The 26370-nt window shown below is 66.5% G+C and carries 26 protein-coding genes; 23 read left to right on the top strand and 3 right to left on the bottom strand.

The genetic code is table 11. From position 1 onward, the window contains the following. Positions 1 to 68 precede the first annotated feature (68 nt). From AC3A4T_RS13820 to AC3A4T_RS13745, 16 genes are all read left to right on the top strand, one after another. On the top strand, positions 69 to 530 hold the full coding sequence (locus AC3A4T_RS13820) for an SUF system Fe-S cluster assembly regulator (protein ID WP_046655838.1): 462 nt from the start codon (positions 69 to 71) through the stop codon (positions 528 to 530). Between the two features lie 16 nt (positions 531 to 546). Beyond that, on the top strand, positions 547 to 2022 hold the full coding sequence (gene sufB / locus AC3A4T_RS13815; RefSeq protein ID WP_487675903.1) for a Fe-S cluster assembly protein SufB: 1476 nt from the start codon (positions 547 to 549) through the stop codon (positions 2020 to 2022). Continuing rightward, on the top strand, positions 2022 to 2663 hold the full coding sequence (locus AC3A4T_RS13810; RefSeq protein WP_487675902.1) for a hypothetical protein: 642 nt from the start codon (positions 2022 to 2024) through the stop codon (positions 2661 to 2663). The genes sufB and AC3A4T_RS13810 overlap by 1 nt, the downstream gene beginning before the upstream one ends. A gap of 71 nt (positions 2664 to 2734) precedes the next feature. Then, the gene (gene sufC, locus AC3A4T_RS13805; RefSeq protein ID WP_487675960.1) at positions 2735 to 3499 is read left to right on the top strand and encodes a Fe-S cluster assembly ATPase SufC; all 765 of its coding nucleotides are present in this window, start codon (positions 2735 to 2737) and stop codon (positions 3497 to 3499) included. A gap of 34 nt (positions 3500 to 3533) precedes the next feature. Further along, positions 3534 to 4823: a Fe-S cluster assembly protein SufD gene (gene sufD / locus AC3A4T_RS13800; RefSeq protein WP_487675901.1), complete on the top strand. Its 1290-nt coding sequence runs from the start codon at positions 3534 to 3536 to the stop codon at positions 4821 to 4823. Positions 4824 to 5058: 235 nt separating this feature from the next. Continuing rightward, positions 5059 to 6291 (top strand): cysteine desulfurase, encoded by a 1233-nt coding sequence (locus AC3A4T_RS13795; RefSeq protein ID WP_487675900.1) that lies wholly within the window; start codon positions 5059 to 5061, stop codon positions 6289 to 6291. Then, the gene (locus tag AC3A4T_RS13790) at positions 6288 to 6830 is read left to right on the top strand and encodes a GNAT family N-acetyltransferase (RefSeq protein WP_487675899.1); all 543 of its coding nucleotides are present in this window, start codon (positions 6288 to 6290) and stop codon (positions 6828 to 6830) included. Before AC3A4T_RS13795 ends, AC3A4T_RS13790 begins: the two co-directional genes overlap by 4 nt. Positions 6831 to 6918: 88 nt before the next feature. After that, positions 6919 to 7242 (top strand): Rieske (2Fe-2S) protein, encoded by a 324-nt coding sequence (locus AC3A4T_RS13785; protein WP_036110399.1) that lies wholly within the window; start codon positions 6919 to 6921, stop codon positions 7240 to 7242. A 638-nt stretch (positions 7243 to 7880) separates the two neighbouring features. Further along, positions 7881 to 10181, top strand: coding sequence for a TonB-dependent receptor (locus AC3A4T_RS13780; protein ID WP_487675898.1), 2301 nt, complete (start codon positions 7881 to 7883; stop codon positions 10179 to 10181). A 118-nt stretch (positions 10182 to 10299) separates the two neighbouring features. Further along, a complete protein-coding gene (locus AC3A4T_RS13775; protein ID WP_056117021.1) occupies positions 10300 to 10986 on the top strand; it encodes a Fe2+-dependent dioxygenase in 687 nt (228 codons plus the stop codon). 68 nt (positions 10987 to 11054) lie between these two features. Next, positions 11055 to 11666: a PepSY-associated TM helix domain-containing protein gene (locus AC3A4T_RS13770; protein ID WP_487675959.1), complete on the top strand. Its 612-nt coding sequence runs from the start codon at positions 11055 to 11057 to the stop codon at positions 11664 to 11666. A 32-nt stretch (positions 11667 to 11698) separates the two neighbouring features. Beyond that, positions 11699 to 12214, top strand: coding sequence for a DUF2271 domain-containing protein (locus AC3A4T_RS13765; RefSeq protein ID WP_046655827.1), 516 nt, complete (start codon positions 11699 to 11701; stop codon positions 12212 to 12214). A 128-nt stretch (positions 12215 to 12342) separates the two neighbouring features. Next, positions 12343 to 13158 carry a DUF4198 domain-containing protein gene (locus tag AC3A4T_RS13760; RefSeq protein ID WP_487675897.1) on the top strand — a complete coding sequence of 272 codons (816 nt, stop codon included), beginning with the start codon at positions 12343 to 12345 and terminating at the stop codon, positions 13156 to 13158. Positions 13159 to 13252: 94 nt separating this feature from the next. Continuing rightward, positions 13253 to 14167, top strand: coding sequence for an FAD:protein FMN transferase (locus tag AC3A4T_RS13755; RefSeq protein WP_487675958.1), 915 nt, complete (start codon positions 13253 to 13255; stop codon positions 14165 to 14167). Continuing rightward, positions 14164 to 15816 (top strand): sulfite reductase subunit alpha, encoded by a 1653-nt coding sequence (locus AC3A4T_RS13750; protein ID WP_487675896.1) that lies wholly within the window; start codon positions 14164 to 14166, stop codon positions 15814 to 15816. Before AC3A4T_RS13755 ends, AC3A4T_RS13750 begins: the two co-directional genes overlap by 4 nt. Before the next feature lie 48 nt (positions 15817 to 15864). Next, positions 15865 to 16185: an Imm1 family immunity protein gene (locus AC3A4T_RS13745; RefSeq protein WP_487675895.1), complete on the top strand. Its 321-nt coding sequence runs from the start codon at positions 15865 to 15867 to the stop codon at positions 16183 to 16185. 12 nt (positions 16186 to 16197) lie between these two features. Here AC3A4T_RS13745 and AC3A4T_RS13740 read toward each other — a convergent pair whose 3' ends face one another. Together AC3A4T_RS13740 and AC3A4T_RS13735 are read right to left on the bottom strand one after the other, a co-directional pair. Then, the gene (locus AC3A4T_RS13740; protein ID WP_487675894.1) at positions 16198 to 16812 is read right to left on the bottom strand and encodes a HutD/Ves family protein; all 615 of its coding nucleotides are present in this window, start codon (positions 16810 to 16812) and stop codon (positions 16198 to 16200) included. 409 nt (positions 16813 to 17221) lie between these two features. Further along, positions 17222 to 17560, bottom strand: a complete 339-nt coding sequence (locus AC3A4T_RS13735) for a ComEA family DNA-binding protein (protein ID WP_036110418.1) — start codon at positions 17558 to 17560, stop codon at positions 17222 to 17224. Positions 17561 to 17781: 221 nt separating this feature from the next. Between AC3A4T_RS13735 and AC3A4T_RS13730 the strand changes: the two genes are divergently transcribed. Further along, positions 17782 to 19275 carry a M20 family metallopeptidase gene (locus AC3A4T_RS13730; protein ID WP_487675893.1) on the top strand — a complete coding sequence of 498 codons (1494 nt, stop codon included), beginning with the start codon at positions 17782 to 17784 and terminating at the stop codon, positions 19273 to 19275. Between the two features lie 79 nt (positions 19276 to 19354). Here AC3A4T_RS13730 and AC3A4T_RS13725 read toward each other — a convergent pair whose 3' ends face one another. Continuing rightward, on the bottom strand, positions 19355 to 20194 hold the full coding sequence (locus tag AC3A4T_RS13725; RefSeq protein ID WP_487675892.1) for an outer membrane protein: 840 nt from the start codon (positions 20192 to 20194) through the stop codon (positions 19355 to 19357). Between the two features lie 379 nt (positions 20195 to 20573). On the opposite strand from AC3A4T_RS13725, the gene AC3A4T_RS13720 reads away from it, so the two are divergent. From AC3A4T_RS13720 to AC3A4T_RS13695, 6 genes are all read left to right on the top strand, one after another. Then, a complete protein-coding gene (locus AC3A4T_RS13720) occupies positions 20574 to 21326 on the top strand; it encodes a hypothetical protein (RefSeq protein ID WP_487675891.1) in 753 nt (250 codons plus the stop codon). An 87-nt stretch (positions 21327 to 21413) separates the two neighbouring features. Then, positions 21414 to 22412: an acyl-CoA desaturase gene (locus AC3A4T_RS13715; RefSeq protein ID WP_487675890.1), complete on the top strand. Its 999-nt coding sequence runs from the start codon at positions 21414 to 21416 to the stop codon at positions 22410 to 22412. A 1-nt stretch (position 22413) separates the two neighbouring features. Beyond that, entirely contained in the window at positions 22414 to 23718 is a 1305-nt protein-coding gene (locus AC3A4T_RS13710; RefSeq protein ID WP_487675889.1) for an NAD(P)/FAD-dependent oxidoreductase, read from the top strand. Continuing rightward, positions 23715 to 24521 carry a DUF1365 domain-containing protein gene (locus AC3A4T_RS13705; RefSeq protein WP_487675888.1) on the top strand — a complete coding sequence of 269 codons (807 nt, stop codon included), beginning with the start codon at positions 23715 to 23717 and terminating at the stop codon, positions 24519 to 24521. Before AC3A4T_RS13710 ends, AC3A4T_RS13705 begins: the two co-directional genes overlap by 4 nt. Next, on the top strand, positions 24518 to 25801 hold the full coding sequence (locus AC3A4T_RS13700; protein ID WP_487675887.1) for a class I SAM-dependent methyltransferase: 1284 nt from the start codon (positions 24518 to 24520) through the stop codon (positions 25799 to 25801). Before AC3A4T_RS13705 ends, AC3A4T_RS13700 begins: the two co-directional genes overlap by 4 nt. Positions 25802 to 25814: 13 nt before the next feature. Continuing rightward, complete coding sequence (locus tag AC3A4T_RS13695; RefSeq protein ID WP_487675886.1) at positions 25815 to 26369, top strand: DUF2878 domain-containing protein; 555 nt, start codon at positions 25815 to 25817, stop codon at positions 26367 to 26369. Position 26370 lies beyond the last annotated feature (1 nt).

Here is a 26370-nt window from a genome sequence, read left to right as displayed (position 1 = left end):
GCCGGCTAGCCCCGCCCGGCATAAAAACGTACAATTTCGGTACGAATTCACCCCCGAGCCTCCCCACGATGCTCCGCGTCACCAAACTCACCGATTACGCCACGGTCGTCCTGACCGTCCTGGCGGCCGGGCCCGACCGCGTGCTGAGCGCGTCGGAACTGGCCGAACGGGCGGGTCTGGAAGCGCCCACGGTCAGCAAGGTGCTCAAGCCGCTGGCCCAGGCCGGGCTGGTCGAAGGCTTCCGCGGCGCCAACGGCGGCTATCGCCTGGCCCGCGCCGCCGACGACATCGGCCTGATCGAGATCGTCGAGGCGATGGAAGGCCCGCTCGGCATGACCGAATGCAGCGTCCACGAAGGCCATTGCGGCCTGGAAAACCAGTGCGGCGTGCGCGCCAACTGGCGCCGCATCAACGACGTGGTCATCGAAGCGCTCAGCAACGTCACCCTGGCTCAAATGCTCGCACCCACCGCACCCCTTCCTCACGACACAGCCGCCAAGCGCATCGATCTGCGCCTGGCCGGCGCTTAGACAGTAGGCAGCCGCCATGGCCACCGACATCAAACCGACTCCCGCGCAGGCGGGCGACATCGCCAATAAAGAGATCCACGAGCAGTTGGGTCGCCGCTACGAGGCCGGTTTCATCACCGACATCGAGTCCGACAGCCTGCCGCCCGGACTGGACGAGGACGTCATCCGCGCGCTCTCGGCCAAGAAGGACGAGCCGCAGTGGATGACCGACTGGCGCCTTGACGCCTATCGCCATTGGCTGACCATGCCGATGCCGCACTGGGCCAAGCTCAATATCGCGCCGATCGACTTCCAGGCGCTGAGCTACTACAGCGCGCCGAAAGCCAAGTACGCCTCGCTCGACGAAGTGCCGCAGGAACTGCTCGATACCTACGACAAGCTCGGCGTGCCGCTGCACGAGCGCGCGCGCCTGGCCGGCGTCGCGGTCGACGCGGTGTTCGACTCGGTCTCGGTCGGCACTACCTTCCGCAAGGAGCTGGCCGAGAAGGGCGTGATCTTCTGCTCGATGTCCGAAGCGATCCGCGAGCAGCCCGAGCTGGTCAAGAAGTATCTGGGCAGCGTCGTGCCGACCGGCGACAACTTCTTCGCCGCGCTCAACTCGGCGGTGTTCTCCGACGGCAGCTTCGTGTTCATTCCCAAGGGCGTGCGTTGCCCGATGGAACTGAGCACCTATTTCCGCATCAACGCCGGCCACACCGGCCAGTTCGAGCGCACCCTCATCATCTGCGAAGACAAGGCCTACGTCTCGTACCTGGAAGGCTGCACCGCGCCGATGCGCGACGAAAACCAGCTGCACGCGGCGGTGGTCGAGCTGGTCGTGCTGGAAGACGCCGAGATCAAGTACTCGACCGTGCAGAACTGGTACCCGGGCGACGAAAACGGCAAGGGCGGCATCTACAACTTCGTGACCAAGCGCGGCGAATGCCGCGGCGCGCGCAGCAAGATCAGCTGGACCCAGGTCGAGACCGGTTCGGCGATCACCTGGAAATACCCCAGTTGCGTGCTGCTCGGCGACGATTCGACCGGCGAGTTCTACTCGGTCGCGTTGACCCATCACCGTCAGCAGGCCGACACCGGCACCAAGATGATCCACGTCGGCAAGCGCACCAAGTCGAAGATCATCAGCAAGGGCATCAGCGCCGGTCGCGGCCAGAACACCTACCGCGGCCTGGTCAAGGTCGAGAAGAACGCCGCCGGCGCGCGCAACCACACCCAGTGCGACAGCCTGCTGATCGGCAAGAAATGCGGCGCGCACACCTTCCCGTACATCGAGGTCAAGCACCCCGATGCGACGGTCGAACACGAAGCGACCACCTCGAAGATCAGCGACGACCAGCTGTTCTACTGCCGTTCGCGCGGTATCGGCGAGGAAGACGCGGTGTCGATGATCGTCGACGGCTTCTGCAAGTCGGTGTTCCGCGAGCTGCCGATGGAGTTCGCGGTCGAAGCGAAGAAACTGCTGGAAGTCAGCCTGGAAGGATCGGTCGGATGATGCGTGTACTCACTGTGTGCTGCCTGGCCGCGTTGACGGCCGCATGCTCCAAAACCCCGGAAACGCCGGCCGCGCAAGCGCCCGCGGCGTCCGCGACCGCGCCAGCGGCCAATCCCGCGCAAGCAGCCAAAGCCTCCGCGCCGGCCGCGCCGACGACGACGGTCGCGACGACCCAGTACGTGCTGCCGTTCACCAGCCAGGCCGAGGAAGGCGCGCCGGACGATCCGCGCATCGTGCGCTGGGGCGAAGGCCCCTGCGGCGCGACGCCGTACGCGCGGGTGACTTCGATTCCGCTCGACGATAAATCGCTGCTGGCCGACTACGTGGTCGAATTCGACAAGGCCGGGCGCGAACTGCGCCGCTGGGGCAAGCCTTACGAAGCCGACGTGATCGGCCTGGAAGGCGACTGGCTGCGCGTGCGCGCGAACGACAGCGACGACAAATCGCACGAGTTCCGCATCGACGTGACCGGCCGCATCGAAGCCATCGCCGACAAGGCGCAGGCACTGGCGGATCGCTCGAAGATGATCGACTGCCCGAAGCTGCCGACCTTCGCCGAATCCGATTACGAACAGTGCTACGACGTCACCGACGCGGCCGGCGCGCAGCGCCGCCTCGCGTACGAAGGCGTCTGCGCCTGAGCGCGCCCCCCGCGCGCAGCCGCGCGGGTTTCGTCGCATCGACTCATTCCGACTTTCCGATGACCCATTCCATGCTCAAGATCGAAAACCTTCACGTCCAAGTCGCCGGCAAGGACATCCTCAAGGGCCTGTCGCTGGATCTGCGGCCCGGCCAGGTCCACGCCATCATGGGTCCCAACGGCGCCGGCAAATCCACCCTCGGCAACGTGCTGTCGGGCCGCGAAGGCTATGAGGTCACCCAGGGCACGGTCGAGTTCGAAGGCCGCGACCTGCTCGCGTTGGAGCCCGAAGAGCGCGCCGCCGCCGGCGTGTTCCTGGCGTTCCAGTACCCGGTCGAAATCCCGGGCGTGAACAACACCTATTTCCTGCGCACCGCGCTCAATGCGCAGCGCAAGGCGCGCGGACATGCCGAACTCGACTCGATGCAGTTCCTCAAGCTGGTGCGCGAGAAACTCGCCGTGCTGCACCTGAAGGACGAACTGCTGCATCGCGGCGTCAACGAAGGCTTCAGCGGCGGCGAGAAGAAGCGCAACGAGATCTTCCAGCTCGCGCTGCTCGAACCCAAGCTGGCGATCCTCGACGAAACCGATTCGGGCCTGGACATCGACGCGCTCAAGGCGGTCGCCCACGGCGTCAACACGCTGCGCTCGCCCGATCGCGCGTTCCTGGTCATCACCCACTATCAGCGCCTGCTCGACTACATCAAGCCCGACGTGGTGCATGTGCTCGCCGACGGCCGCATCGTCGAGACCGGCGGCCCGGAGCTGGCGCTGGAGCTGGAAGCGCACGGCTACGAATGGCTCAAGGACCGCGTCGCACCGGAGAACGCGGCGTGATGCGCGGCGATCAACGCTTGCAGGAGCGCACCCGATGAGCGCCCTGCTCGACGCATTCGTCTCGACGTTCGATGCGCTGCCGTTGCGCGAATCGGCCGGTTTGGGCGCGACCCGCCGCGCCGCGCTCGACGCGGCCGTGCGCGACGGCCTGCCCGGCCCGCGCACCGAGGCCTGGAAATACACCCCGCTGCGCGCGCTGGAGCGCCGCGCCTTCGTCGCCGCCGACGCCGCCCCGGCCGCGTTCGACAGCGCCGCGATCGCCGGCATCCCGGCGCCGCGCATCGTCTTCCACAACGGCCGCTACGACCCCGCGCAGTCCGACCTGGCCGGCTTGCCGGCCGGCGTGTCGCTGCAGCCGCTGTCGTCGGTGCTGGCGCAAGGCGACGTGCGCGAAGCCAATTTCCTGGCCCGCCGCTACGAGCGCGCCGACGAAGTGTTCGCACGACTCAACGCCGCGCTCGCCGACGAAGGCGCGGTGCTGCGGGTGGACGCGGGCGTGCAGGCGCAGGTGCCGGTGCATCTGGTGTTCGTCGGCAGCCCGGCTGCGGGCGACCGCGCCTGGCATCTGCGTCATCTGATCGAGCTGCGCGAAGGCGCCAGCCTGACCGTGGTCGAGCATCAGCTCGCCGCCGACAGCCACACTCACTTGAGCAACAGCCTGACCCACGTCCACCTCGCGCCGAACACGCAGCTGTCGCATGCGCGGGTGCAGGACGAAGCATTGGGCGCGACCGTGATCGCGCGCACCGACGCGGTGCTCGCGGGCAACGCGCGCTATCGCCGCATCGATCTGGAATTGGGCGCGGCGCTGTCGCGTCACGAACTCAACGCAGCGCTGCACGGCGAAGCCGCGCAGGTCCACGCCAACGGCGTGCTGCTGGCGACCGGCCGCCGTCATCTCGACACCCGCCTTGGCATCGATCATGTCGGCCGTGACACCCAGTGCGAACTGATCTGGCGCGGTCTCGGCGCGGGCCGTTCGCGCGCCGCGTTCCACGGCGGCATCCTGATCCGCGAAGGCGCCGACGGCAGCAACGCCATGCTGTCGAACAAGAACCTGCTGCTCAGCGAGGGCGCCGAGATCGACACCCAGCCGGTGCTCGAGATCCACGCCGACGAAGTGCAGGCCGCGCACGGCGCGACCGTCGGCCAGCTCGACGCCAACGCGCTGTTCTACCTGCGCTCGCGCGGCGTGCCGGCCGAACAGGCGCGCGCCCTGCTGACCACCGCGTTCTGCCGCGAGACCTTGTCGCTGTTCGAAGACGACAGCGCGCGGGCGATGCTGGAAGTGCGGTTGAATCTGGCGCTGGAACGATTGATTTAAGAGCGAGGAAAGCAGTGGAGAGGAGTGAGGAACGAGTACGGCTGCGCTGCGACGTTTGAGCGCCGCGCCCTACTCGTTTCTCACTTTTCTCCACTCGTTCCTGCCCCTAAGAGCGAGGAAAACAGTGCAGAGGAGTGAGAAACGAGTACGGCCGCGCTACGACGGTTGAACCGGCGCACTTACTCGTTCCTCACTTTTCTCCACTCGTTTCTCTCCCCCCACCAAGGCCTGATCAATGAACGCCGTCCCCAACCCCACCGACTGGGCCGCGGTACGCGCCGACTTCCCGGTGCTGACCCGCGAAGTCCACGGCAAGCCGCTGATCTATTTCGACTCGGCCAACACCGGCCAGAAGCCCGAAGCGGTGATCGCCGCGGTCGACGATTTCTATCGCCGCCACAACGCCAACGTCAGCCGCGCGGTGCATGCGCTGGGCTCGGAAGCGACCGAACTGTACGAAAGCGCGCGCAGCAAGCTCGCCCGCTTCCTCAACGTGCGCGGCGACGAGTTGGTGCTGTGCAGCGGCACGACCTTCGCGATCAATCTGGTCGCGTACTCGTGGGCGCTGCCGCGGCTCAAGGCCGGCGATGCGATCGTGCTCACGCGCATGGAGCACCACGCCAACATCGTGCCGTGGCAATTGGTCGCCCAGCGCACCGGCGCGGTCATCAAGGTCGCCGAGATCGACGAACGCGGCCAGCTCGATCTGGATCAGCTGTATTCGCTGCTCACGCCGGAAGTGAAACTGCTGGCGCTGACCCACGTCTCCAACGTGCTCGGCACGGTCAACCCGGTGCGCGAGATCTGCCGCGAGGCGCGCAAGCGCGGCATCGTCACCCTGATCGACGGTTCGCAGGCGGCGCCGCACCGGCCGCTCGACATCGCCGCGATCGGCTGCGATTTCTACGCGATCACCGGCCACAAGATGAGCGGCCCGACCGGCACCGGCGCGCTGTGGGCGCGGCGCGAACACCTCGACGCGATGCCGCCGTTCATCGGCGGCGGCGAAATGATCAAGGAAGTGCGGTTCGAAGGTACGGTGTTCGCCGACGGCCCGCGCCGCTTCGAGGCCGGCACCCCGAACATCGCCGGTTTCGCCGGGCTCGGCGCCGCGGTCGACTATCTGTCGGCGCTGGGCATGGCCAATATCGAAGCGCGCGAACAGGCCTTGCTGAGCCGTTTCACCGACGCCTTGAAGCAAGTGCCGGGCCTGCGTATTTTCGGCGAGGCCGCCGACAAGGCCGCGGTGGTGAGCTTCCTGGTCGAAGGCGCGCATGCGCACGACCTGGCCACCCTGCTCGACCTGGAAGGCGTCGCGATCCGCTCCGGCCATCACTGCGCGCACCCGCTGATGCAACACTTCGGCGTGCCGGCGACCTGCCGCGCCTCGCTGGCCTACTACAACACGTTCGAAGAGATCGACGCCTTCGTGACCGCCCTGACCAAAGTACGCAAACTGCTCGCATGACCGACGACACCATCAAATTCCGCGCCGCCACCCTCGCCGACACCGACGCGGTGGTCGCGCTGGTCGAATCTGCCTATCGCGGCGATTCCGGCCGCCGCGGCTGGACCACCGAGGCCGACATTCTCGACGGCCGCCGTACCGGCCCGGACGAAATCGAAAGCGTGCTGGGCAAGGCGCAGGGCATGATCCTGATCGCCGAACGCGCCGACGCATCGGGCGAACTGCTGGCCTGCGCGCATATCGCGGTCGAGGACGACGGCAGCGGCTACTTCGGCATGTTCTCGGTCAACCCGACCCTGCAGGGCGGCGGCATCGGCAAGCGCGTGCTGGCCGAAGCCGAACGCGTCGCGCGCGAGCAATGGAACCTGAGCCTGATCCGCATGAGCGTGATCAACGTGCGCGAGGAACTGATCGAGTTCTACGTGCGCCGCGGCTACGAGCGCACCGGTCGATTCGAACCGTTCCCCTACGGCGACGCGCGCTTCGGCCTGCCCAAGCGCGACGACCTGAGTTTCGAAATCCTGGAAAAGAAGCTGTAACACCGGATTCGGATTCGGGACGGGCGCCAGCCGCGCTGTTGCGAATCCCGAATCCCCAACCCCGAATCGCGTACCAAAGGAAGCCGCCATGGGCGATTGGATTTTCGTCTGCGCCACTTCGCAACTGCTGCCGGGCGAATCCACCGTCGCCTGGGACGGCGACACCGCGATCTTCGTCTGCAATTACGACGGCGATTACTACGCGCTGGAAGACCGCTGCTCGCACGAGGACTTCGAATTGTCCTCGGGCACCTTCGACAGCGAGGAAGCGACGATCGAATGCGTGCTGCACGGCGCGCGGTTCGATGTCCGCGACGGCCGGCCGCTGTGCGCGCCGGCCTACGAACCGGTGCCGAAGTTTCCGGTCAAGGTCGAAGACGGCGGGGTGTGGACCCGCGACGATCGCGAGTAGAACGCTCCAGCGCGAACGCCTCGTTCGCCTTCTTCCAGCGTCGCCGCTGCACCGCCTGAAGCCAATCGCTCCCACATGCGCGGCCTTGGCCGCGAAGTTTTTTGTAGGCGGGGCTTCAGCTCCGACGTTCTTCTTTCAGATCACCACGTTGCTTCGCCCCGTGCGGCAAGAGGCAGTGCGCAGCGAGCCGAGCCGGAAGCCTCGGGACCAGCCCTTCCCTCGCTGCTGACGCGACGCTGACGTCTGGCGGGATGCGTTGGCGCCGCATTGCGAAAACGAATGGTCAGTTGGGCGAGACCTCATGCAGCGTTGAGCAACACGAGCCATGACATTCCCTTCTCCCGCAAAGCGGGAGAAGGTGCCCGAAGGGCGGATGAAGGCAAGCGCGACCGAGTCGCCGAGGGAGATTCGGCTTTCGGGCCCTCACCCCAACCCCTCTCCCGCGCTGCGAGAGAGGGGCTCGTTAAACCGCGACCCAGCGCTCAATCGACGCACCGTTTACGCACATTTATGTGACGAAAACGGTTACAGGCCGGCGTTCGCATTCACTTTTCGTTGCAAATGAGAATTCATCTCATTAAGATCGCGGCCTGACGCGGCCTTGCGCCGCCCTTACCTGCCCCCTCCCAGAGATTCCCATGTCGACCACGAAGTTCGTCGTGTCGCCGCTTGCCGGCGCGCTCGCCCTTGCCCTCACTCTGCCCGTGTTCGCCGCCCCGGCGCCGGACCCCCAGGCCAAGGACGTCGAAGGCGTCGAAGTCCACGGCCAGCGCATCCAGAAGGCCAGCAGCGGCAAGTACACCGCGAACCTGCGCGACACCCCGCAGACGATCACCGTGATCGACCGCAACACCATCGACGGCCAGAACCTGCTGTCGCTGACCGACATCCTCAGCACCCTGCCCGGCATCACCTTCGGCGCCGGCGAAGGCGGCGGCGGTTTCGGCGACAAGATCAACCTGCGCGGCTTCGACGCCAGCAGCGACATCACCGTCGACGGCGTGCGCGACAGCGGTCTGTACAGCCGCACCGATCCGTTCAATCTGGAATCGGTGGAAGTCATCAACGGCGCCAACTCGGTGTACTCCGGCGCGGGCTCGGTCGGCGGCACCATCAACCTGGTGACCAAGAGCGCCGGCCTCAACGAATTCCACAAGGCGTCCATCGCCGCCGGCACCGACAGCTACGCGCGCGTCACCGCCGACAGCAACTTCGTGATCGGCGAAAGCTCCGCGCTGCGCCTGAACATCATGGGCCACCAGAACGATGTGCCGGGCCGCGATATCGAAACCAACGAACGCTGGGGCGCGGCCGCCTCGCTGGCGTTCGGCCTGGGCAGCGACACCACCTGGTCCTTGAACTACCTGCACCAGGAAGACGAGAACACCCCGCAGTACGGCCTGCCGTTCTTCAACGGCGACGGCCTGCCGGGCGTGGATCGCGGCAACTACTACGGTTACAGCAATATCGACCGGCAGGACATCGAGCTCGACTCGCTGACCTCGACCATCGAGCATTCGTTCAACGACAAGTTCAAGATCCGCAACCTGACCCGCTGGCAGCAGGTCGACCAGTTCTCGCTGGTCGACGCCGTGCAGGGCACCTGGTGCCTGGCTAACAACCGCACCCCGACCGGCGCCACCTGCGGCGCCACGCGCCCGGGCAACTACAGCCCGAGCGGCCCTCGCGGCTACGGTCGCGATACGCGCAACACCACGATTTACAACCAGACCGATCTGACCACCACCTTCAACACCGGTGCGATCGAACACAATCTGGTCGCGGGCTTCTCGATCCTGCACGAAAAGTTCGACCTCGACGTCACCAGCGATTTCCGCAACCCGAACGGCACCAACCCGTACATCGCCGGTCTGCCGCAGATGAACATCGCCAACCCCGATCACATCTATCGCGGCCCGCTCAATCGCACCCTCACCGGCCAGACCGAAGGCGAGCTCGACAATCGCGCGCTGTACGTGTTCGACACGCTCAAGTTCAACGAACACTGGCAGCTGAGCCTGGGCGCGCGCTACGAGCGCAACGAGGGCAAGACCAACAACGCCGTCGTCGTGCAGGCCCCGACCACGGTCGGCGGCGCGCTGCCGGCGCTGCCGATCGGCACCATCACCGGTTATGGCGTCCCGTTCAAGAGCAACGACGATCTGTTCTCCTACCGCGCCGGCCTGGTCTACAAGCCGGTCGAGAACGGCAGCATCTACATCGCCTACGGCAACTCCAAGACCCCGTCGAAGGCTTCGGTCAACGGCTCGTGCACCGCGCAGACCTGCTCGGTCGATCCGGAAACCGCGGTCAATTACGAAATCGGCACCAAGTGGGACTTCGCCGACGGCCGCATCGCGCTGACCGGCTCGGTGTTCCGCAACGACCGCAAGAACTACAAGGTCGCCGACCTCGACAACCCGGCCAACCTGTCCGGCCTGCAGCAGCTCGACGGCCAGGCGCGCGTCGACGGCGTCATGCTCGGCGTGTCCGGCCTGATCACCGACCAGTGGGCGGTGTACGCCAACTACGCCTTCCTCGACAGCGAAGTGCTGCAGGGCGTGTCGAACCGTCAGGCCGGTCTGGGCCTGGACTACACCAAGGGCGACCGCCTGACCAACGTGCCGGAGCATTCCTTCAGCCTGTGGACCACCTACGACCTGAGCCCGAAGTGGCAGATCGGTTATGGCGCGACCTATCAGGGCAAGATCTGGCTGACCCAGCACAGCGCGACCAACGTCAACGGCCCGCTGACCACCTACGGCAGCTACTGGACCCACCGCGCGATGGTCAACTACAAGATCAACCGTTCGGCCTCGCTGCAGCTCAACGTCAACAACCTGACCGACGAGGATTACTTCACCCGTATCCGCAACAACGGTTGGGCGACCCCGGGCGACGGCCGCCAGTTCGTGCTGAGCGCCAACTTCGCCTTCTAAGCGGGCGCATCGGTGCGGCGCGCCAGTGGCACGGCGCATCGGGTTCACGTTCTAATCGGACTTCCATCGTCCACGCGCGCCGCCCGGGCCCTCCCGGGCGGCCGCATTGAGGAAAACCATGCTGCTGCACGTTCCCAAGGTCCTCACCGCCGAACAGGTCGCCCATTGCCGGGCGCGCCTGGATCAAGCCGGCTGGGCCGATGGACGCATCACCGCCGGCCATCAGTCGGCCAAGGCCAAGGACAACGCGCAGTTGCCGGAAACCGATCCGGTCGCGCGCGAACTCGGGCCGCTCATTCTCGACGCGCTGGCGAAGAACTCGACCTTCTTCTCCGCCGCGCTGCCGCAGCGGGTCTACCCGCCGCTGTTCAACCGCTACGCCGGCGGCCAGTCGTTCGGCTTCCATGTCGACAACGCGATCCGCTACGACCGCAGCCGCGGCGGCATGGACGCGGTGCGCACCGATCTGTCGGCGACCTTGTTCCTGAGCGCGCCGGAGGAATACGACGGCGGCGAACTGGTCATCGAAGACACCTACGGCACCCACAACGTCAAGCTCGCCGCCGGCGATCTGGTGCTGTACCCGGGCACCAGCCTGCACAAGGTCACCCCGGTCACCCGCGGCGCGCGCATCGCCTCGTTCTTCTGGATCCAGAGCCTGGTCAGCGAAGACGCGCAGCGGCGGTTGATGTTCGAGCTCGACATCTCGATCCGCCGCCTCACCGCCGACGTGCCCGATCATCCGGCGCTGGTGCAGTTGACCGGCGTTTATCACAACCTGCTGCGGCGCTGGAGCCAGCCGTGAGCGCGATCGGCGAGGACGATCGCGCGATCAAGATCAAAGGCGGACCGACCAAGGCCACTTCGGGAACGATCGAGCTTAATCGTCGTTCCTTTTGGCTCAAGACCCTGCACCGCTGGCATTGGATCAGCGCCGCGCTCAGTCTGGTCGCGCTGCTGCTGTTTTCGGTCACCGGCATCACCTTGAACCATGCCGCGCAGATCGAATCCGAGCCGCATGTGGTCAACGTCAAGGAAACCCTGCCGGCCAGCCTGCTGCGCAGCCTGAAGAAAGAACCGGCGGCCGATGCGCCGTTGCCCGGCGCGGTCAACGACTGGCTCGCTGATGCGTTGGATGTGCGCACCTCCGGGCGCAAGGGCGAGTGGTCCGACAGCGATGTCTACGTGTCGTTGCCGCGTCCCGGCGGCGATGCCTGGATCAGCATCGACCGCGAGAGCGGCGCGATCGAATACGAACGCACCGATCGCGGCTGGATCGCCTGGCTCAACGACCTGCACAAGGGCCGCAACACCGGCGCCGCGTGGCGCTGGTTCATCGACCTGTTCGCGGTGGCCTGTCTGTTGTTCGCGTTCACCGGCCTGTGGCTGCTGCAATTGCACGCGCGTCAGCGCGGCAAGACCTGGCCGCTGGTCGTGGCCGGTCTGGCGATCCCGCTGCTGGTCATCCTTCTTTTCATGCACTGAACATCCGTTTTCAAGCACTGCAGGAGCGATCCATGAAACTGTCGTCGTTCAAGGTCCTGATTCCCGCGCTGGCGCTGCCGCTGCCGGCGTTCGCGGCCGATCTGGAACTCAAGATCGAAATTCCGCGGATCAACGCGGCCGAGTACCACCGTCCCTATGTCGCGGCATGGATCGAAAAATCCGACAACACCGTCGCCAGCAATCTCGCCGTCTGGTACGACCTGGACATGAAGAACGGCGAAGGCACCAAGTGGCTCAAGGACATGCGCCAGTGGTGGCGCCGCAGCGGCCGTACCCTGAGCATGCCGGTCGACGGCGTCAGCGGCGCGACCCGTCCGGTCGGCAGCCACGCGGTGTCGTTCAAGGGCAACAGCAAGCAACTCGCCGGCCTGAGCCCGGGCAGCTACACCCTGGTGGTCGAAGCCGCGCGCGAAGTCGGCGGCCGCGAAATGCTGACGATTCCGTTCGAATGGCCGGCCAAGGCGCAGACGCTGTCGGCGCAGGGCAAGACTGAGTTGGGCAAGGTCGGGCTGGTCGTCAAGCCCTGAAAGGCCGGGAATCGGGAATGGGGGCGTCGGGAATCGTTAAAGCCCGCTTCGACCCAGGCCGATCCCGCACTGCTGCTCTTACGATTCCCGATTCCCGATTCTCGATTCCCCATTCCCGGACAAAAATCATGAAGACCAAACTCACCCTCGTCACCGCGCTCGCTCTCGCCACGCTCGGCCTGGCCACCACCGCGCAGGCGCACAAGGCCTGGCTGCAACCGTCGCAGACGGTGTTCTCCGACAAGGGCTCGTGGATGACGGTCGATGCGGCCGTGTCCAACGACCTGTTCTATTTCAATCATGTGCCGCTGCCGCTGGAACGCCTGCAGGTGACCGCGCCGGACGGCAGCAAGGTCGAACCGCAGAACGGTTCCACCGGCAAGCTGCGCAGTGTGTTCGACCTGCAGCTTCAGCAGGAAGGCACCTACAAGATCGCGATGAACAACGAAGGCATGTTCGCCAGCTACAAGCTCGGCGGCGAAGCCAAGCGCTGGCGCGGCAAGGCCAGCGAGTTCGCCAGCGGCATTCCGGCCGGCGCGACCGAAGTCGAAGCCTCCGAAAGCCTGGGCCGGGTGGAAACCTTCGCCACCGTCGGCAAGCCGAGCACCACCGTGTTCGCGACCACCGGCAAGGGCATCGAGCTGGTGCCGGTCACTCATCCGAACGATCTGTTCGCCGGCGAGTCGGCGACGTTCCAGCTGCTGGTCGACGGCAAGCCGGCCTCGGGCCTGAAGATCGAGATCGTTCCGGGCGCGACCCGCTACCGCGATCAGCAAAACGAAATCCACGCCACCACCGGCGCCGACGGCAAGTTCGAAGTGAAGTGGGCGCAGCCGGGCATGTACTGGCTGGAAACCGCGAGCGAAGACAAGAAGACCACGCTGCCGCAGGCCAAGCAGCGCCGTCTGAGCTACGTCGCCGTGTTCGAAGTGCTGCCGCAGTAAGTCGATGTCGCAAGCCGTGCCGCAACCGACGTGGTCGTGGTCGGGCGCCTGGGGCGCTCCGGCCGCGGCTATGCACGAGCTGCGCGGCGTGACGATGGGCACGCTGTGGTCGGTCAAGCTGATCGCCGCCGCGTCCGCCCTGGCCGCGCTCGAACGCGGCATCCAGGCGCGACTGGACGTCGTCGTCGCGCAGATGAGCACCTGGGAAACCGATTCGCATATCAGCCGCTACAACCGCGCGCCGGCCGGCAGCTTGCATGCCTTGCCGGTCGAATTCGCCGAGGTGATGGATGCCGCGCTGACGCTCGCCGCCGATACCGATGGCGCGTACGACCCGACTCTCGGTGCGCTGGTCGATCTGTGGGGTTTCGGTCCCTCCGGCCCCTGCGCGCACGCGCCCGATGCGGTGTCGCTCGCTCACGCGCGCGAACGCGTGGGCTGGCAACGCTTGCGCTGGGATGCGGCCGCGCGTGAACTCACCCAACCCGGCGATGCGTCCATCGATCTGTCGTCGATCGCGAAAGGCTACGGCGTCGATCGCGTCGCCGATTGGTTGTTGCAGCAAGGCGTGAACAACTGTCTGGTTGAAGTCGGCGGCGAGTTGCGCGGGCATGGCCGCAAGCCCGATGGCGGCGCCTGGCGGGTCGCGGTCGAACAACCCGATGGCGGCGACAACGAAGCCGCCGCGATCATCGGTCTGGATGGCTTGTCGATCGCGACCTCCGGCGATTACCGTCGCTACTTCGATGACGAAGGCCAACGTTACGCACATACCCTCGATCCACGCAGCGGCCGGCCGATCGCCAACGAAATCGCTTCGGTCACCGTGGCGCATGCGCAGTGCATGCAGGCCGACGCGCTGGCCACCGCGCTGAGCGTACTCGGCCCGCATGCCGGTCTCGCCTACGCCAATCGCCATCATCTTGCCGCCTTGTTCGTGTTACGCGACGGCGATAGCTTCATCACCCGCGCCACACCGGCCTTCGTCGCCTTGCAACGTTCCGTATGACCTCAGCGCCCGCACCGTCCCGCCGTCGTATCGATCTAAGTCTGATCGGCAATTCGCTGGTCGTGATCGGATTGATCGCGCTCGCGCTGTGCCTGTCGCAATGGCAGGCCGAACCCTTGCAATGGTCGTCGCCGGGCCGCGGGCGGTTGTGGCTCGCCGCCGCGCTGGTCGCGGCCTACGCCGGTTTCGTCGCCGCGGTCGCGTATTCGCGTCGCCGCCGCGCGCGCGCATCCGCGCTGCCGGCCATCGTCGAACAACAGCGCGGCGACTGGCTGGTCGCGTTCGCGAGCCAGACCGGTTTCGCCGAACAACTCGCGCGGCGCAGTTGGGACGCGTTGCGCGATGCCGGCCTGCGCGCCGATCTGGCGCTGCTCGGCAATCTCGACGCCGCGCAACTTTCGCAGTATTCGCGCGTGCTGTTCGTGGTCAGCACCACCGGCGAAGGCGACGCGCCGGATTCCTCGGCGCGCTTCGTGCGCCGGGTCATGGCGCACGGCGCGCATCTCGCGTCGATGCGCTATGGCCTGCTCGCCCTGGGCGATCGCGAATACGCCGAGTACTGCGCGTTCGGCCATCGCCTCGACCATTGGCTGCGTCATGCCGGCGCGCAGCCGCTGTTCGATCTGGTCGAAGTCGACAACGGCGAAGCCGGCGCGTTGCGGCATTGGCAGCACCACTTGGGTCAACTCGCCGGACGCACCGACCTGCCCGACTGGAGCACGCCTTCGTATCGCCCCTGGCGCTTGAGCGAGCGGCGATTGTCCAATCCCGGCAGCGTCGGTGGCGCGGCGTTCCATATCGCGCTGGTTCCGGCCGATGGCGCGGCGCTGGAATGGCGGGCCGGCGATATCGCCGAAATCGGTCCGCGCAACAGCGCCGATGAGGTCGCGCAGTGGTTGCTCGCGGTCGGCCTCGACGGCGATGCCTCGGTACGCATCGACGATGCGAACACGACCTTGTCCGAGGTGCTGGCGCGCTCGCGCTTGCCGGATGCGGCGGCGATGGCGGGGCGCAGCGCGCAGGCGATCGCTGATGCGCTCAAGGCGTTGCCGCATCGCGAGTATTCGATCGCCTCGGTTCCGGCCGATGGGTCGCTGCAGCTCTTGGTCCGGCAGATGCACCGCGACGACGGGCGCCTGGGCAGCGGCAGCGGCTGGCTGACCGCCCATGCCGCGCTCGATGCGCCGATCGATCTGCGCATCCGCGACAACCCGTCCTTCCATGCGCCCGCCGACGCGCGGCCTATGATCCTGATCGGCAACGGCACCGGCCTGGCCGGATTGCGCGCCTTGCTCAAGACCCGCATCGCCGCCGGCCACAATCGCAACTGGCTGCTGTTCGGCGAGCGCAACGCCGCCTGCGATCTGCACTACCGCGATGAACTCGAACACTGGCATGCGCAGGCCGCGATCGAACGCGCCGACTACGCGTTTTCGCGCGATGGCGCGGCGCGGGTGTATGTGCAGGATCTGCTGCGCGAACGCATCGACTCGCTGCGCGAGTGGGTCGCGCAGGGCGCGGCGATCTATGTCTGCGGCAGTCTGGAAGGCATGGCGCCCGGGGTCGAGGCGGTGCTGCACGATGCGCTGGGAGTGGATCTGCTGGAGACGATGGCGGCCGATGGGCGTTATCGCCGCGATGTCTATTGACGATTGCGCTGCGCCGCGACCGCAGCCGATCGAACCCGGGCCGACGCCATGAGCCACGACGCACGTGCTGCGCAGTATCGGGAAATCTGGGTCGAAGGCCCGCAGGGACAGCAGTTGTGCGCGCTGATCAACGGCGAAGTCGGCTGGCTCATGTACTTGCGCGAACCCGGCGACGCCGGCATGAGTTCGCGCAATCCGGACTACGACGGTCCCGAGGCGGCCAGCATCGACTACCTGCAGGACAACGGCCAGCGCGATGAATATCCGGCGAGTTGGGCGCTGCCGATCGCGACCCTGCAACGCGCGATCGACGCCTTCCGCGCCGACGGCCTGCCGCCCGCGTTCGTCCTATGGCATCGGGACGATTAAGCGGCTCGCGGCCTAGACCGGCGCCACCCGCACCAGCAGCACCTCGCCGCCGCCTTCCAGCACATGCCGCAGCCGTTCGCTGCCCGCGGCGAGGATCGCGGTATCGCCGGCCTGCAGCGGCGGCAGGCCGGCGTCGGGGGCGAAGCGCGCCTGTCCGGCCAGCAGATGCACCGCCCAGGTCTGGTGAGGGTCGGCGAAGATCACCATCGGCCCGACCAGCGGCCGGTGCCAGAGCTCGGCGCGAACCCGCTCACGCTGCCACATCAGATTGAAATCGTGGGTCACCCCGTCGAGCAATTCGCCGCGCACCCCGCGCTCGCCGGCGAAACGCAGTTTGTCGTGCGGCGGCATGAGTTCGTGCGACTCGCCGTCGTCGAAACGCAGGCGCAGGCCGTTGCCGCTGAGCAGGACCAGTTCGCGATCGATTCCAGGAAACGCCGAGAACGGCGCGTCGGCCTCGATCTCGGCGATCGACAGGCGCCAGTCCCAGTCCTCGCCGGTCGCCGGACGGTCCAGGTCCTCGCCGCGGCGCATGCGCACGATCTCGCGGGTCCAACCGAACTGGTTGCGCCAGCGCTCGCGGCGGTATTCGTTGGCGGGGATGGTCCAGGACAGGCTGTCGGACATGGCGCGGGTCGGATCGCGGCGGGACGCTGAGTCTAGTGGCTCGGTCGAGCCAGGCCCAGGGGCGGTGCGGGGTGGGAGTGGACGGGCTAAAAGCGAATCCCTCCTGCCCCCCTTTTCCAAAGGTGGGAACACTTCGGGCAGGGTTGAATGGGCTTGGGAAGATTGCCGCTTCGGAGAGGATTCGAATCGGTGCCGGCCTGACTGACCGCAAAACCGAGCGGCTTCGGAACCCGACTCCCGACTCACAAATCCCGAATCCCGGCCCCAAAAACAGATGTGCCCCGCCGCAGATCCTTCTGCGGCGGGGCGACGTACTTCCGTGTCCAGGGACCTCCCCCCGAATCCTACCGGGCCTCCTTGCCCGATCAACTGCCAGCTCCGCGTCCTTACGGTGTCCGGCAGACTAGTTTCAACGCTTGCTGGCAGAGCGCGGCGCCGCGATGGCTCCGGCTGTGTTGGTCGGACGGCCTTGCGGCGCGCCACCGACCACGATGCGATCCCGGTTCTTTTCCACCGTCTTCAGACCGATCCCCTTGACCAAGGCCAGCTGTTCGACGCTGCGGAAGGCCCCATTGGCCTTGCGATACGCGACGATGGCTTCGGCCTTGGACGCTCCGACGTTGAGCAACACACGATCCAGTGTGGCCGCGTCGGCGCTGTTGATATTGACCTGTTCAGAGGCGAAGGCACTGCCGGCGAGCATCAGCGACAGGACCAGCGACTTGGCGATAAGGGCAAACGATTTCATGATTCAGCTCCTGAGATTTGGATTCCATTCCGAACCGGCGGCCTTACGTCCCTGAGTCCTTGTGTCCGCCGGTGGAGACAGTCTCCATGTCTCGACGGGATCAGGTTATCGCCAAGCCGGCCTCAATGAAGTCGGGCAGAGCCGCAGCGCAGGGTAGGAAAAGTCCTACACGGCCCGGGAGGGGTAAACTGGCGCCTTTCCCGTTTCCAAGGCCCCGCCCGATGGACGCCAACAAGGTCGATAGCTACGTAAGCCAGAAATGGGACGACGAAATCGTCCCGCAGTTGGTCGAATACATCCGCATTCCCAACAAGTCGCCGATGTTCGACGCCGACTGGGTCCAGCACGGCTACATGGACGATGCGGTCAAGTTGATGGAGTCCTGGGCCAAGGCCCAGTCGATCCCGGGCATGCAGGTCGAGGTGGTGCGCCTGGAAGGCCGCACGCCGTTGATCTTCATCGATATCCCGGCCGCTCACGGCGGCAGCGATGAAGACTGCGTGCTGCTGTACGGCCACCTCGACAAGCAGCCTGAGATGACCGGCTGGGACGACGATCTCGGCCCGTGGAAGCCGGTGATCAAGGGCGACAAGCTGTACGGCCGCGGCGGCGCCGACGACGGTTACGCGATCTTCGGCTCGCTGGCGGCGATCCTGGCGCTGCAGGAACAGCAGATCCCGCACTCGCGCTGCGTGATCCTGATCGAGGCCTGCGAGGAATCGGGCAGCTACGACCTGCCGGCCTATGTCGATCATCTGGCCGAACGGATCGGCAAGCCGTCGCTGGTGGTGTGCCTGGACTCGGGCTGCGGCAATTACGACCAGCTGTGGTGCACCACCTCGCTGCGCGGCCTGGCCGGCGGCAATTTCACCGTCAAGGTGCTCAGCGAAGGCGTGCATTCGGGCGATGCGTCCGGCGTGGTGCCGTCGAGCTTCCGTCTGCTGCGCCAGTTGCTGTCTCGGCTGGAAGACGAAACCAGCGGCAAGATCCTGATCGAAGGCCTGTACGTCGACGTGCCCGAAGAACGCCTGGAGCAGGCGCGTCAGGCCGCCAAGGTGCTCGGCACCGCGATCTACGACAAGTTCCCGTTCCTGCCCGGCATGAAGCCGATGGCCGACGATCTGTCGGAACTGGTGCTCAACCGCACCTGGCGTCCGGCGCTGTCGGTGACCGGCGTGGACGGCATGCCGTCGCTGGCTTCGGCCGGCAACGTGTTGCGTCCATACACTTCGGTGAAGCTGTCGCTGCGTCTGCCGCCGACGCTGGATGGCAAGCGCGCCGGTGAGTTGTTGAAGGAAGTGCTGCTGCGCGATCCGCCGAACGGCGCGCAGGTCACCCTGGAACTCGAGAAGTCGTCCAGCGGCTGGAACGCACCGGCGATGTCGTCGTGGCTGTCGAAGGCGATCGATACCTCCAGCCGCGACTTCTTCGGCCAGCCGGCGATGTACATGGGCGAAGGCGGCTCGATTCCGTTCATGGGCATGCTCGGCGAGAAATTCCCGGGCGCGCAGTTCATGATCACCGGCGTGCTGGGTCCGCATTCCAACGCGCACGGCCCGAACGAGTTCCTGCACATCCCGATGGGCAAGCGTGTCACCGCCTGCGTCGCGCGCGTGGTCGCCGAGCATCATCAGGCCAGTCAGCGCGGTGAAACCACCGGCGTGGGCGCGGTCGCCGACAGCGGCGATCGTCATGGCGGGCACGGTTGCTGCTGAGTCGTTCGCAGCGATCATTCAATGAAGAAGGCGAGCCCGATGGCTCGCCTTCTTCGTTTCAAGGCACGGATCGAAACGATCAGAAACGATAGGTCGCGGTCAGGCGCAGACTGCCGAATTCGAAATCGCTGTCGCTGCGGCGGAAATCGGTGCCGTTGGCGTTGACCAGCAGGAACGGGTTATTGGCCGGCGCCGTGCCGCGCGATACGCCGACGCGGAAATCGTCGTCGTCGACCCGGCTGTACAGATATTCCAGGCCGAGCGAAAGATGATCGAGCACCTTACGCTCGATGCCGACCCCGGCCTGCCAGCCGTCGGCCTCGTCGTCGCCGCGCAAGGCGAACGCATTGGCTGTGTTGCTGGTGCTGAAGCGATGATCGATCTTGGCCCGGACCGCGCCGGCGGTGGCGTAGACCAGATAATCGCCCTGCCCACCGAAGGTCCAGCCGATCCGTCCGCGCAAGGCGGTGGTGGTGTCGAGATCGCGGGTCATCGTGTAGAACGCCGGCGTGGTGCTGAACGCCGCCACGCTGTCGCGCGAATCGCCCTGGGTGTATTCGGCGACCAGGCCGAACACCAGGCGGCCGCTCTGCCAGTCGTAACCCGCGCGCAGGCCGTAGTCGGCGCCGCCCTTGTCGTCGCTGCACCCCACGGCCGGCGTGCGCCCGGCCGCGGCGCCGTCGCAGAAGCCCGGCGAGAACGCATCCGCGCCGGCCGCGGTGCGCACCGTATCGCCGTAGCCGCCGTCGAGGTTGTTATCGAACGAGATCCGCCCGCCGCTGCCGTTGGGTTCGGACGCACCGAGGTTTCCGCCGAAATAGAAACCGCTCCAGTCCTGCTCAGCCGACTGCGCGTAAGCCGGTGATGCGCTGGCCGCCATCACGGCGACCGCGATCGATGCAAGGTATTCCGCTTTCATGATCACTCTCCGTTGTTCCTGGTCCTGCCGCGCGGAATTGGCGCGGATCGCTTGCGAAGGGCCGTGCATCGGCGCGAACTACGCTCCGATGAACTGCACGGGTTCGTTGGCTGTACGCAGGTCCATGGCGATGGGATGCAGAAAATGGAAATATTTCGTTGAATACATGACCGAATCCAGGTTTGATCTCGCCTTGCCTGCCTATGTTGTGTTCAGCGATGCGGCCGATGGCACATCGTTCAGGTAGTTCAGTCTGAAAGTGCATCCGGGCCCAATGCATCGTCGTATCAGTCGCGTAATCGGCCATCGGCCGCCAAGGCGAGCGTTGATGCGTGCATGCAGGTCTCTGGATTCCGGCCGTCGCGTTGCGGTCGTCGTTGTGTCTACGCTGTTGCTTTCGGCCGCGGTCACTGCCTCCGCCGATGACCGCTACGAAGGCACCGCCTATGCGCCCGACAGCAAGCGCGTGCTGTATCGCGAAACCCATTGGCGCTACACCCAGGGCGGCGTGGGCCAGCGTCTGGTGCTGTACCGCTGTCCGCGCGGCGAGGCGTTCGCGCGAAAAGTGGTGACCGATTCGCCCAGCGCCACCGCCCCGGACTTCGACTTCGTCGATGCGCGCGACGGCTATGAAGAAGGCGCGTCGACCCGACAGGGACGGCGTTATGTCTATACCCGCAAGAACGCCGCGGCCGCGCGCAAGGAAACCGCCTTGCCCGAACGCACCGGCGCGGTCATCGATGCCGGCTTCGACGCGATGATCCGCAGCCGCTGGGACGCACTGTCGGCGAACAAGCCGATCGCGGCGCCGTTCCTGTTGCCCAGCCGCGCGTCGTTTCTGGACTTCAGGATCGAGCCGCTCAAGCAGGCGAACGCCCCCGCATCCGAGCGCCGCCTGCGCATGGTGCTGGACACCTGGTACGGTTTCGCGATTGCGCCGATCGAGCTGCGTTATGCGGTCGCCGACCGGCGGCTGCTGGAGTTCCGCGGCATCGCCACCATCCGCGATTCCAGCGGCCGCTATCAGAACGTGCGCATCGAGTTCGCTCCGCCCACCAAGTCCGACGGCGCCGACCGCCAGGCCGCGCAGACGCAAGCGCTGGCGAATAGTTGCGCGGGCCCGGCCACCTGAGCCTCGATCGTCATCGCCCCGCCGCGAGTGCATCCATCCAGGCGCATCCGTCGTAGACCCCGGTAACGCATCGCATCGGAGCACGGCATGTCGCTCGACCCCGGCTATCCCTCGACGCACGACGACGCCGTCGTGCCGTCGGCGCCCGCGCCGCGCCTGACGCGTTGGCAACGGGCGACGGCGACCGTGCGCCGCTGGATCGATACCGACACCCAGGCGCCGCTGGACGAGACCAGCGCCGATCGCATCGACTGGCTGCGCACCTCGCCGTTCATCGCGATGCATCTGGCCTGCATCGCGGTGCTGTGGGTCGGGGTGTCGCCGATCGCGCTGATCGTGGCCGCGGCGATGTACGCGATCCGCATGTTCGCGCTGACCGCGTTCTACCATCGTTACTTCTCGCACAAGACCTTTCGCACCTCGCGCGCGATGCAGTTCGTGTTCGCGCTGATCGGCGCGTCCAGCGTGCAGCGCGGCCCGCTGTGGTGGGCGGCGCATCACCGCAATCATCATCGCCATACCGAGACCGCGCTGGACCCGCATTCGCCGACCGTGTACGGCTTTCTGCGCAGCCATGTCGGCTGGTTCCTCACCCCGCGCGCGTTCCGCACCGAGCTGGAACGCGTGCCCGATCTGGCCAGGTTCCCCGAACTTCGCGTGCTCGATCGCTACGATACGCTGGTGCCGGTGCTGCTCGCGGCGGCGCTGTTCGGACTGGGCGCCTTGTTGCAGCGCTTCGCGCCGCAGCTCGGCACCAGCGGTTCTCAAATGTTGGTCTGGGGGTTTTTCGTTTCGACCACGGTGCTGTTCCACGCCACGGTCACGATCAATTCGCTGGCCCATCGCTACGGCAAGCGCCGTTTCGATACCAAGGACGACAGCCGCAACAACCTGTGGCTGGCGCTGATCACCTTCGGCGAAGGCTGGCACAACAACCATCATTTCTATCCGGGCACGGTGCGCCAGGGCTTTCGCTGGTGGGAAATCGACCTGACCTATTACGGTTTGCGGCTGATGGCGCTGCTGGGATTGGTGCGCGATCTCAAGCCGATCCCGGCCTGGGTCGCGGCCAGGGCGAGGGCCTGACATGCGCATCGCGATCGTCGGCTCCGGCATTTCCGGCCTCGCCGCGGCCTGGCTGTTGCAACGCGAGCACGAGGTGACCTTGTTCGAGGCCGCCGACCGCATCGGCGGCCACACCCACACCCACGATATCCGCCTGCAAGGCCGCGACTACCGCGTCGACACCGGTTTTATCGTGTTCAATCCGGCGCACTATCCGCTGCTGTCGCGCCTGTTCGAAGAACTGGAGGTGCCGTCGCAAGCGACCACCATGAGTTTCTCGGTCCACAGCGAACTCAGCGGCGTGGAATACAACGCCGGCAGCCTCGACGGCCTGTTCTGCCAGCGGCGCAATCTGCTGTCGCCACGCTTCCTCGGCATGGTCCGCGACCTGCTGCGTTTCTACCGCGAATCGCCCGAGTTGCTCGACAGCGACGGCGCCGGCCCTACCCTGGGCGAATACCTGCACGCCAACCGTTACGGCGAAGCCTTCCGCGACGAACACTTGCTGCCGATGGCCTCGGCGCTGTGGTCGACTCCATCGCGGCGGGTGCTGTCGTTCCCGGCGCGGTATCTGGTCCAGTTTATGGCCAATCACCAGATGCTGCAGGTCGCCGGGCGGCCGCAGTGGCGGGTGGTGCAAGGCGGCTCGGATCGCTATGTGCAGGCCTTGCGCGCGCGCTGGAACGTGATCGAACGCATCGCCTGCCCGGTGCGCGCGCTGCGTCGCGACGAGAACGAGGTCATCGTGCGGACCGATTCCGGCGAGGAAGCTTTCGATCAGATCGTGCTGGCCTGCCACAGCGATCAGGCCCTGCGCCTGCTCGAAGACGCCGACGACAGCGAGCGCGAGATCCTCGGCGCGATGCGCTATCAGCTCAACGACACCGTGCTGCATACCGACGCGCGGCTGTTGCCGCGCCGGCGCAAGGCCTGGGCGGCGTGGAACGCGCATGTTCCGCGCGAGCCAGCCGCCGCCTGCACGGTCAGCTATTGCATGAATCTGCTGCAAGGGATCGAGTCACCGGAACCACTGGTGGTCACATTGAACCGCAGCGAGGCGATCGACCCGGGCAAGATCCTGCGGCGCATGCGTTACGAACATCCGGTTTACGACCTGGCCTCGGTCGCCGCGCAACGGCGCAAGCATGAGATTCAGGGCCAGCGCCGCACCTGGTTCGCCGGGGCGTACTGGGGCTGGGGTTTTCATGAGGACGGCATGCGCAGCGCGGTCGAAGTCGCCGCCGCGCTCGGCGCCGCCGGCAGCGCGCGTTACGGTCAGCCCGATCAGCGGATCGTGCCGGGCCGCGTCGAGCGGAGAGCCGCGTGAGCGCGGCGCGGACCGACCCGGCGCGGACCGAAGCGCCCTTGCTCAGCGCGATCTACGAAGGCGTGGTGCGTCATCGCCGGCGTTCGCCGCGGGCGCATGCGTTCCAGTACCGGGTCGCGCAGTTGTATCTGGATCTGGACGAAATCGAACAGGTGTTCCGTCGTCGCTGGCTGTGGTCGACCCGGCGCGGCGCGATCGGCCGTTTCCGCCGCGAAGATTATCTCGGCCCGAGCGAACTGCCGCTGGCCGATGCGGTGCGCGAGCGGGTGTTCCAGCACTGCGGCCGGCGCCCGACCGGGCCGATCCGCCTGCTCACCCATCTGCGCTATTTCGGCTATGTGTTCAATCCGGTCAGCTTCTACTACTGCTACGCCGACGACGGCCGCGCGCTGGACTACGTCGTCGCCGAAATCACCAACACGCCCTGGGGCGAGCGTCATGCCTATGTGCTGGCCGCCGACGCGGCGCGGCCGTGCGGACGCGCGCTGGAGTGGTCGTTCGCCAAGGCCTTCCACGTATCGCCGTTCATGCCGATGCAGCGCGACTACGCCTGGCGCTTCACCGCGCCCGGCGACGATCTGCTGGTGCACATGGAGGTGATGCGCGAGGACCACAGCGAATTTTCCGCCACGTTGAGCCTGCGCCGCCGGCCCTGCGACGGCGCCGGCCTGGCGCGGGTGCTGTGGCGTTATCCGCTGATGACCGCGCAGGTCATGCTCGCGATCCATTGGCAGGCGCTGCGGTTATGGCTCAAACGCAATCCCGTCCACGACCATCCGCGCAATGCGCGAGGCCTGCCATGATCCCCGGAGCCGACGAACTCAACGCGACACCCAACATCGCCTACCCGCTGCCCGAACGCTGGCTGCGTCAACGTCTGATCGCGCAGATGGCGCGGTTGCGCGGCGGCCGATTGACCTTGCACGACGCCTGCGGCGAAATCGTTCTCGGCGAAGCGGTCGGTGCCGATCCGATCGATGTGACGATCCGGGTCCACGACGGCGGTTTCTATCGCGCGGTCGCCGCCAACGGCAGCGTCGGCGCGGGCGAGTCGTACATGGACGCGCAATGGGACTGCAGCGATCTGGTCGCGCTGATCCGCCTGCTGGTGCGCAACCGCGATCTGCTCGACGGCATGGAAACCGGCCTGGCGCGCCTGGGCGGCTGGGCGATGCGCGGCTGGAACGCGCTGCGCCGCAACACCCGCGGCGGCAGCCGCCGCAACATCGCCGCGCATTACGACCTGGGCAACGAATTCTTCGCCACGTTTCTGTCGCCGGACCTGATGTATTCCTCGGCGGTGTTCGCCTCGCCTGACGAATCGCTGGAAGACGCATCGTCGCGCAAGCTCGAGCGGATCTGCCGCAAGCTCGCCCTGCAACCCGGCGACCGCGTGATCGAGATCGGCACCGGCTGGGGCGGTTTCGCGCTGCACGCGGCGAGCCACTACGGTTGCCACGTCACCACCACGACCATCTCGCAGGAACAGCATGCGCTGGCCAGCGAACGCGTCGCCGCGGCCGGGCTGAGCGACCGGGTCGAATTGCTGCTGCAGGACTACCGCGACCTTCAGGGCGGTTACGACAAACTGGTCTCGATCGAAATGATCGAAGCGATCGGCGCGCCCTACCTCGACACCTATTTCGGCAAGCTCGGCGCCTTGCTCAAGCCCGACGGCTTGGCGCTGGTGCAGGCGATCACCATCGAAGACCACCGTTACGCGCAGGCGCTGCGCAGCGTGGATTTCATCAAGCGCCATGTGTTTCCGGGCAGTTTCATTCCCTCGATCAACGCGATGCTCGCGGCCAAGACCCGCGCCAGCGATCTGGCCCTGGTCCAGCTCGACGACTTCGGTCCGTCCTATGCGCTGACCCTGCAGGCCTGGCATCGCCGCTTCGAGGCCAGACTGGCCGAGGTGCGCGCGCTCGGCTACGACGAACGCTTCATCCGCATGTGGGCGTTCTACCTGGCGTATTGCGAAGGCGGCTTCCGCGAGCGCTCGATCGGCGTGGTGCAGATGCTGATGGCCAAGCCCGGCCATCGCCGCGCGGCGCGTCTGCCCGAAGGCGAGCTGTGCGCATGAACGGAGCGCGCGCATGAGGGGGTTCGCGAATTTCGCCGGTTACCAACTGGTGTGGTTCTGCGCCGTGATCGCGGCCGGACGCGGGCTGGCTTGGCCGGGCGCGTTGGCCGCGGCGGTGTTCGTGCTGTGGCAACTGGCGGTATCCGAGCATCGCGGCGCGGATGCGCGCCTGCTCGCAATCGCGTTGCCGGCCGGCGCGTTGATCGACGGCGCGCTCGCCGCGAGCGGCGCGGCGACGTACGCGGCACCGTGGCCGTCGAGCGCGTTCGCGCCGGTGTGGATTCTCGGCCTGTGGTGCGCGTTCGCGATGACCCTCACCCATACCCTGCGTTTCCTCCATGGCCGCGTCGCGCTGGCCGCGCTGTTCGGCGCGATCGGCGGGCCGTTGGCCTATCTGGGCGCTGCGCGCGGCTGGAATTCGGTCGAATTCGTGCCGCCGCGCTGGCCGGCGCTGGCATGGCTGGCGTTGGGTTGGGGCGTGGCGATGCCGGTGCTCGCGCAGTTGGCGCAGCGCTGGTCGCGCGCTGATCGCATGCCGCTGACCGTCGACGCGCAGGTGCTGCGATGAA

It is taken from the genome of Lysobacter sp. Soil_N_51, assembly GCF_057655755.1.
This window is presented reverse-complemented; position numbering and strand designations above follow the sequence as displayed.